The 7,433-nt window shown below is 77.2% G+C and carries 9 protein-coding genes and 1 pseudogene; 5 read left to right on the top strand and 5 right to left on the bottom strand.

Going from position 1 to position 7,433, the window contains the following annotated elements; all coding sequences use genetic code 11:
• Both VE546_RS05215 and VE546_RS05210 read left to right on the top strand, forming a co-directional pair.
• On the top strand, window positions 1-607 hold a 607-nt coding region (locus tag VE546_RS05215), incomplete at its 5' end, for a DUF5753 domain-containing protein (protein WP_324919018.1).
• Window positions 608-609: 2 nt separating this feature from the next.
• Complete coding sequence (locus VE546_RS05210; RefSeq protein WP_414720407.1) at window positions 610-810, top strand: DUF397 domain-containing protein; 201 nt, start codon at window positions 610-612, stop codon at window positions 808-810.
• Window positions 811-872: 62 nt separating this feature from the next.
• On the opposite strand, the gene VE546_RS05205 is transcribed toward VE546_RS05210, so the two are convergent.
• The 3 genes and pseudogenes from VE546_RS05205 to VE546_RS05195 all read right to left on the bottom strand — a co-directional run bounded on the left by VE546_RS05205 (window position 873) and on the right by VE546_RS05195 (window position 3,994).
• On the bottom strand, window positions 873-1,679 hold the full coding sequence (locus tag VE546_RS05205) for a TIGR04222 domain-containing membrane protein (RefSeq protein WP_324919015.1): 807 nt from the start codon (window positions 1,677-1,679) through the stop codon (window positions 873-875).
• 100 nt (window positions 1,680-1,779) lie between these two features.
• A pseudogene (locus VE546_RS05200) lies at window positions 1,780-3,085 on the bottom strand (DUF692 domain-containing protein).
• Between the two features lie 141 nt (window positions 3,086-3,226).
• Window positions 3,227-3,994, bottom strand: a complete 768-nt coding sequence (locus tag VE546_RS05195) for a peptidyl-tRNA hydrolase (protein WP_324919013.1) — start codon at window positions 3,992-3,994, stop codon at window positions 3,227-3,229.
• A 92-nt stretch (window positions 3,995-4,086) separates the two neighbouring features.
• On the opposite strand from VE546_RS05195, the gene VE546_RS05190 reads away from it, so the two are divergent.
• From VE546_RS05190 to VE546_RS05180, 3 genes are all read left to right on the top strand, one after another.
• Window positions 4,087-5,001 (top strand): ABC transporter ATP-binding protein, encoded by a 915-nt coding sequence (locus VE546_RS05190; RefSeq protein ID WP_324919011.1) that lies wholly within the window; start codon window positions 4,087-4,089, stop codon window positions 4,999-5,001.
• Window positions 5,002-5,066: 65 nt separating this feature from the next.
• Window positions 5,067-5,735, top strand: coding sequence for an ABC transporter (locus VE546_RS05185; protein ID WP_324919020.1), 669 nt, complete (start codon window positions 5,067-5,069; stop codon window positions 5,733-5,735).
• A 34-nt stretch (window positions 5,736-5,769) separates the two neighbouring features.
• The gene (locus VE546_RS05180; RefSeq protein WP_324919009.1) at window positions 5,770-5,994 is read left to right on the top strand and encodes a hypothetical protein; all 225 of its coding nucleotides are present in this window, start codon (window positions 5,770-5,772) and stop codon (window positions 5,992-5,994) included.
• A gap of 23 nt (window positions 5,995-6,017) precedes the next feature.
• Here VE546_RS05180 and VE546_RS05175 read toward each other — a convergent pair whose 3' ends face one another.
• Together VE546_RS05175 and VE546_RS05170 are read right to left on the bottom strand one after the other, a co-directional pair.
• A complete protein-coding gene (locus tag VE546_RS05175) occupies window positions 6,018-7,124 on the bottom strand; it encodes a polysaccharide deacetylase family protein (protein WP_324919007.1) in 1,107 nt (368 codons plus the stop codon).
• A gap of 123 nt (window positions 7,125-7,247) precedes the next feature.
• Window positions 7,248-7,433: alkaline phosphatase PhoX (locus VE546_RS05170; protein WP_324919005.1), on the bottom strand; the 186-nt coding region annotated here is incomplete at its 5' end.

Below are 7,433 nucleotides of genomic sequence, written 5' to 3'. Positions count from 1 at the left end.
AGTGCTGGAGGTGCTCCAGGACGAGGTGGACCGGGCGAAACTGCCGCGCTTCTTCCGCGACTTCGCGCTCATCGAGTCGGAGGTCGTCAGCCGCTTCTCCTACGATCCGCTGCTGATCCCGGGGCTGTTGCAGACGGAAGGCTATGCGCGGGCGGTGTTCGCAGGCCACTACCCGCCGCTGAGTGAAGAGATCATCGACCAGCACACGGAGGCACGACTCAGCCGCCAGAAGCTGCTGACGCGGGTGCCGCTGGCGGTGCTGTCGTTCATCATCAGCGAGGAGGCGCTGCGCGATCCGGTGGGCGGCCCGGAAGTCATGCGCGAGCAGTGGCGACACCTGTTGGAGGTGGGCACACTGCGGAACGTGGAGGTGCAGGTCATGCCTGCCGGTCGGGGGTTCCATCCGGGCAAGGACGGCCCGTTCGTGGTGGTGGAGACGAAGGAACACCGGCACCTCGGATACATCGAGTCCCAGGAAGTTGGGCATGTCATCCGTGATCCGGCGGAGGCCAGCGCCTTCGGGATGCGGTATGGCAGGCTGCGATCGCAGGCCCTGAACGTCGAGGAGTCTGCGCGGCTCATCGAACGGCTGGTGGGAGAGGCGTGACCGTGGAGCGGATAACCGAGAGTCTGGACGGGCTGCGCTGGTTCAAGAGCAGCCATAGCGGATCGGGCGGCGGTGACTGCGTGGAGGTGGCTGCTGGGCGCGACGCCGTGTACGTGCGGGATTCCAAGACTGCGGGCGACGGGCCGGTGCTGCGGATCGGCCGGGCCGAGTGGGCGGCGTTCACGGCATTCGCGGTGAGGTAGCGCCGACCGGCGCTATAGGGCGGAACAGGACGCGGCGCACCAGCACCGCCGCGTCACGTGACTCAGTCCACCCGGTGCCTGCGGGTGCCGACGCCCAGCGCCGCGCGCAGCGCGGGGTCGGCGAGGGCCGACGGGCCGCGCAGTGCCAGGACGGTGAGCAGGGCCCGGTCGCCGGGGGCCGTCCCGGCGGCCTCGGTATCGGCGGTGTCGGCACCGTCTTCGTCCTCCACCGCGCGCAGCCGCCGCTGACCGGCGGGTGAGGCCCACCCGGTGGCCGGGCCCACCTCGAAGCGCGCGATGGCCAGGACGCCCGTGGTCAGCGCCAGCGGCAGCGCGAACCAGGCCGCCGCCGCGCCCCGGTCCGCGTCCTCCGGCAGCAGCAGCGCCGCCACCACCGCCGTCACCAGCACCACGGCGGCCGCGAGCCGCACCTGGTGCACGGCGGTGGCGACCGCCGTACGGACCGCGGGCGGCACCGCCAGCCCGGCCGCGGCCAGCCGCTCGGCGAGGGCGCGTACGGTGTCGGCGGCGGCCAGGGCGGTACGGATCGCCGGGACGGGCGACTGGCCACTGGGGCCGGCGGCGGTGACGACCGAGCGCTCGATGTCGTCACGGCCGCGCGGGTCGACCACGGTCGCCCAGCCGGTGTGGGCCAGCAGCAGGCGGCGTCCCCGGGACATCGACACCAGGGCGAGGTCGGCGACCCGGTGGGGGCCGCCGGAGAGGAACGCCGTCTCGTACAGGTTCAGCCGGCGGGCGGTGTCGGCGGGCGGGGCCGGGGCGTCGTCGGCCGCACGCACCACCTGGCACAGCCGGACGCACGAGGCCAGCGCCGCGCCCCAGGCGGCGAGGAGGAAGAGCACCCACATGGGGGTTTCCTACACGGCCGTGCGGGCGGAACGCCATGGGGTGTTCGGCATCCGGTACGGCGCCCGCGTCGTCTGCTGCGGCGTCCGCGCCGCCCGTCGCTCAGCGCCGCCGCAGCAGCGGGCGCAGCGGACGCAGGAGGCGTCCGGCGAGGCCCCACCCCCGAGGGGCCTCGCCGGAACGTGCGCGGTGCCAGCGGCGCAGCCGCCGCCGCACGGGCCGGGGCAGGGAGGAGCCCGGGGCCAGCAGGTGCTCGGCGAACCGCAGGGCGTCCAGGCGGTGGCCGCCGGTCAGCGGACGGCCCCGGGCGTAGGAGACGAACGCGGGCCGGTAGCCGTCGCCCAGGATCTCCGGCAGCTCGGGGGCCACCTTGGCGACGACGGCGGCGCGCTTGGCGACCAGCGCCCGGGCCTGGACGCGCAGCCGGTCGCGGTCGAAGCCCTCGGGCGCGGGGGCGTCGGCGACCAGCGCGCCCAGCAGGGCCGCCTGGGCGTGGGCGAGCCGCCGCCGGGCCGCGTCGGTGCCGGGGGCGGCGGGCACGGTGGTCTCACGCGGGCCGGACACGGGCCCCTCCTCCCGCGCGGGCGGTCCCTTCGAACACGCCCCGTATCGCGGCCAGTTCCGCCGCCAGCTCGCCGGCGGCCGGGAAGTCCGCGTCGCGCTCCAGCAGCACGCCGGGCGGCGCGGTGCGCGCGCACAGCTCCGCCAGGACGGCGAGCACCGGCTCGGGCACCGGGTGCGCGTGGCTGTCGTGCCACACCCCGTCCCGCTCGACGCCGCCCGCCACGTGCACGTACGCCAGCGCCTCCAGCGGCAGGCCGTCCAGGACGGCGAGCGGGTCCTCGCCGCGGTTGACGTGGTTGGTGTGGAGGTTGGCGACGTCGATCAGCAGGCCGACGCCGGTGCGCTCCACCAGTTCGGTGAGGAACTCCGCCTCCGTCAGCTCCTCGTCGGGCCAGCGGATCAGGGCCGCGACGTTCTCCAGGGCCAGCGGCACGGGCAGCGCGTCCTGGGCGATCGCCACGTTCTCGCAGAGCACCTCCAGCGCGTCGCGGGTCCGCGGCACCGGCAGCAGGTGCCCGGCCTCCAGCGGGGGTGTGCCGGTCAGCGGCCCCCCGGCCCGTACGAAGGCGATGTGCTCGGTGACCAGCGGCGAGCCCAGTGCCTCGGCCCGCCGCGCCAGCGCCGCCAGCCGCCCCGGGTCGGGCCGGTCCGCGCCTCCCAGGCCCAGCCCCACCCCGTGCGGGACCACGGTGGCGCCGCGCTCGCGCAGCCGTACCAGCTCCGGCGGCAGGTGGTCCGGGCAGACGTTCTCCGCGACCACCTCGACCCAGTCGACGCCGGGCAGCGCGTCGATCTCGGCGGCGATCTCCGGCCGCCAGCCGATGCCCGTCCCCAGCCGCGCCATGCCCGCCCCCCTCCGGCTCGCTCCCCCTGCGGATGTCATCTCCGGAGGGAGGGGACGCCAACCGCGCCGCGGCCGGTTCAGAGCTTCATTTGAGCTTCCGGGCCGGACTTCCGGGCCGTCGGCGCCGTCGCCTCCGGGCCGTCAGTTCCGGGCCGCCGCCGCGCGGCGCAGCGCCGGGTGGTCGGCCACGACCGTGGCCGAGCCCGGGGCGATCTCGGTGAAGCCGGCGTCGCGCACCACCGGAAGACCGGCGGTCAGCAGGCCCTCCCACACCCCGGGCGGGGCGGTGCGGACCGCGAGGGGGAAACCGGCCGCCCGCCAGGCCGCGCGGGCCGCCGCGTCCAAGTCCCACCAGGCGAGCTGGGCGCCGTGCCCGGCCTGGGCCATCGCCTTGCCCGCGGACATCTCCAGCTCCGGGTTCAGCCACAGCACGGGCGTCCCGGGCGCGGGAGCGGCGGGCGGCGCGGGGTCGGCCAGTTCGGTGCCGGACACCTGGAGGCGGGCCAGGTCCTTCGGCCAGCCGTCCAGCGGTACGGGCGGGAACACCCGCACCTCGGCCGGGTGCTCCCCGTCGCCGGTCACCGTGATCCCGGGCAGAGCCGAGGCCCGCCGCCACTCCGCGCCCCGCGCCCGGCGCACCACCTTGCGGATGCGCCCGTCCTGCCAGTCGCGCACCGCGCGGTGCCAGGGGCCGCCGGGGTCCGTCGCTCGCTCGTCCGACAGCAGGACCAGCACCGCGCGGGCCGCCGCCTGGAGGGCGTCGGTACGGGCCGGAGGACCCGGCGGGACGGCGCGCTCGATCCGGACGACGAGCGGCAGCACGTACTGCACGGCGGTGTCCCGGTCCGCCGCCGCCCGGGCGGAGGGGCTGGTGGGGCTGGTGGGCGCGGAGTCGTCGGAGGTGCTCACACGGCCAGTCTGCCAGCCGTCCCGCGGGGTGTCGGACCCGCTCCGGACGGGGCCGCCGGGGCCCGGACAGGGGCCGGATAGGGTCAATCGGCATGAGACTGCGGGGAGTCGGCCGCCGCTACGGCCTCGGCGGACCGTGGGTGCTGCGGGACGTGGACCTGGACCTGTCCCCGGGGACGCTGGTGCGGATCGAGGGCGCCAACGGCAGCGGCAAGTCCACCCTGCTCCGGCTGGTCGCCGGGATCGACGCGCCCAGCGCGGGCCGGATCACCGGCCGTCCGCGCACCGCCTACGTGCCCGAGCGTTTCCCGGCCGCCCTGCCGTTCACCGCGCTCGGCTACCTGACGCACCTGGGGCGGGTGCACGGGCTGCGCCGCGGGCCCGCCGCCACCGCCGCCCGGCGGTGGCTGGAGCGGTTCGGGGCGGGCGAGCTGGCCGCCGTGCCCCTGGCCGAACTCTCCAAGGGCGGCTGCCAGAAGGTCGCCGTCGCCCAGGCGCTGCTGGCCGGGCCGGAACTGCTGGTGCTGGACGAGGCGTGGACGGGCCTGGACCGCCGGGCGGGCGCCGAGCTGGACCGGGCGGTCGCCGAACGGGTCGCGGCGGGCGGCACGGTCGTCTTCGTCGACCACGACCCGCGGCGGCTGGCGGGCGCGGAGGACGCGGCGCACCGGGTGGAGGGCGGGACGCTGGTGCCCGCCGCCGCCCCGGCACCGGGCGGGAGCTACGGGGGCGACGGGGACGGAGCGGCCGGGCCGCGGGCGGTGGTGGAGGTGGTGGGCCCGCCCGGGGCCGTACCGCCGGACGGACTGCCCGGGCGCCCGGTCCGCGAGCGCACGCCCGGCGGCGGGGTACGGCTGACGGTGGCGGCGGCCCACTCCGACGCGCTGCTGCGCGCCCTGCTCACCGCGCGCCCGCCCTGGCACGTCCGCTCCGTGACCACGCCGCCGGAGAGCGTGCCGCCGGAGAGCGCGCGGCCGGGGAACGAACCGGAGGAGGAGCAGCCGTGACGGAGCCCGACGACGTAGCCAACGACATAGCCGACGACATAGCCGTCAGGCCCGCCGTGGCCGCGCTGCCCGCCCTGGTGCGCTACCGGACGGCCCTGCTGCTGCGCTCGTACCGCTGGCTGCCGCCCCTGCTGCTGTACGCCGCCGCCCTCGCCGTCGGCATCCGGGGCGGCGATCCGCTCCTGGACTCCCTCGGCTACGCGGCTGCCGTACTGCTGCCCGCGGCCGCCTGGCTGACCCGGGTGTGCGTCACCGGCGAGCCGCCCGCCGCCCGGTGGTGCGCCGCCGCGGCGGCCGGGCCGGGCACGGCCCACCTGGCCGGTGTACTGGCCGCGCTGCTGGCCTCGGCGGTCCTGGGCGCCGCCGGTACGGCGTTCGCCGTCGCGGTCGGCGATCCGCACGGCGGCGACCGCGTCACGCCCGTGCCGCTGCCGCCCGCGGTGGGGGCCGGGCTGCTGGCCGCGTTCGCCTGCGCGCTGCTGGGCACGGCGGCCGGGACGCTGTGCAACCGGCCGCTGCTGCGCAGCCCGGGCCGGGCGGTGCCCGCCACCGTGCTCGCCTCGCTGGTGGCGCTGGTGGCGGCCGGTTCGCCCGCCAACGCGGCGGTGAGCGACCTGGTCGGCGGCTCGCGCACCGCCACCGTCACGGTGCCGCTGCTGCCGTGTGCGGCGGCGGTACTGGTGGCCGCCGCGGCGACGGCGGTGGCCTGTGCGGTCGCCGCCCGCCGGGAGTGACCCGGGGGACGGGAGCCGCAGTACGCTCGGTCGCATGGAGCCCGTGACCGAACGCCCCGAGCGCGCCGCCCCTGACGACCGCGCCGAGCGCGCTGCCTCCGACGGGCGCGACGACCGCGCTCCTTCCGACGGGCGCGCCGAGCGCGCCTTCTGTGTGCGGTGCGGAGAGCCGACCGACTACCCGGCGGCCACGCCCGGCGCGACGCTGTGCCCGGTGTGCGAGTGGCAGGAGGCCGAGCGCATCGCCTGCTCCTGCTGACCCCGCCTTGCCAGTCGGCCGCCTCAGCCGCGGCCCATGGCCGCCGCGATCAGCTCCGAGACGCGGACGAAGCGGTAGCCGCGTTCACGCAGTTCCGGGACGAGGCGGCGGACCGCCCGCTCGGTGGCCGGCGCCTTGGCGCGGTCGTAGTGCAGGACCACCACCGAGCCCGGCCTGACGTCCTTCAGCACCCGCTCGGTGATCTTCTTCGGTTCCGAGGCGCCGGCGTCCGCCGCGACCACGTCCCCCGCCACCGCGGTCACCCCGGTCCGGGCGACGGCCCGCCGGGACCGGTCGTCGTGGCAGCCGCCGGGGAAGCGGAAGTACGGCGTGGGGTTCTCCACCCCCGCCGCGCGGATCGCCTCCAGGCCCCTGCGCACGTCCGCCGCCTGCCGGCCGGGGTCGAGCGTCTTCAGGCCCGCGCAGCCGGGGGCGAAGGCGCGGTGGGAATAGGAGAGGTTGCCGACCTCGAACAGCCGGTCGCGGCCGATGGCACGCGCCTGCTGCCGGTGGTTCTCCGCCCACACGCCGGTCATGAAGACGGTCGCGGGGACCTTCTCCCGGCGCAGCGTGGCGAGCAGCGCGGGGTCGTCATGGCGTGCGCCGCCCTTGGCGCGTTTGACGTCCTCCGGGGACATGACGGCGTCGAAGGTCAGCGCCACCACCTTCTCCTCCCCGCTCTTCCCGCCCGGCCTGCCGCTCCGCTCCTCCCTGCCCCCCGGGTTCTCCCTGGTCTTGGGGTCCTCACCGGCGTCCGGGCTCTTCCCGGCCCCCGGGCTCTCCCCGGCGTCCGGGCTCCTACGGTCCTGTGCGCCCTCCCGGCCGCTCCCGCCGTCCGCCGCGCCCTCGTCGCGCGGACCGTGCCGGAAGACGGGCACCCGGCCGCTGGCGGAGGCGGGCAGGGTGGCGTACCCGGCGGGCGACGCGGAAGCGCCCGGTCCGGTGGCGGTGCCCGCACCGGGGCCCGGCGAGCGGGGGGCGGAGGAGGCGGGGCCCGGGGAGGAGGGCGCGGCCGGGGAGGCGCCGGCCCGGGTGGTGTCGCCACCCGGGCCCGCGCAGCCCGCCACCGCGGCGGCGACCAGGGCGAGGGCGGTCAGGGGAACGGTGGTGCGGCGCACGGAGACGGTCATGACCGGAACGTAACGACGATCCGTGACGACCGCGCGGCGTGCTGCTCCCGTCGGACTACCACCACCCCCCGACCGGGGTGACGCCCAGCCGGGGGCGCGCTCCGTGCGCCGGTGCCGCCGGGGTCAGTGCCGCCACGGCCCGGTGACGGCGAACGTGGTTCCGGGCTCGTAGCAGTTGACGTACATGGTGCGGCCGTCGGGCGAGAAGGTGACGCCCGCGAACTCGCCGTACTCCGGCTCCTCGGGGGTGCCGATGTTCCGGGCGTTGCGTGCCAGGGCGTAGACCCGGCCGTGCCGGGTCACCCCGTA

The organism is Streptomyces sp. (assembly GCF_035644915.1).
In the GTDB taxonomy this organism is placed as follows: Bacteria; Actinomycetota; Actinomycetes; order Streptomycetales; family Streptomycetaceae; genus Streptomyces.
Note: the sequence above shows the minus strand (reverse complement) of the source record. Positions and strands in the feature narration are given on the sequence as shown.

Excerpts from the sequence above, each read along its gene's own strand:
- VE546_RS05205 (WP_324919015.1), bottom strand. The coding sequence starts at position 1,679 with ATGTGGGTGCTCTTCCTCCTCGCCGCCTGGGGCGCGGCGCTGGCCTCG.
- VE546_RS05190 (WP_324919011.1), top strand. The coding sequence starts at position 4,087 with ATGAGACTGCGGGGAGTCGGCCGCCGCTACGGCCTCGGCGGACCGTGG.
- VE546_RS05180 (WP_324919009.1), top strand. The coding sequence starts at position 5,770 with ATGGAGCCCGTGACCGAACGCCCCGAGCGCGCCGCCCCTGACGACCGC.
- VE546_RS05175 (WP_324919007.1), bottom strand. The coding sequence starts at position 7,124 with ATGACCGTCTCCGTGCGCCGCACCACCGTTCCCCTGACCGCCCTCGCC.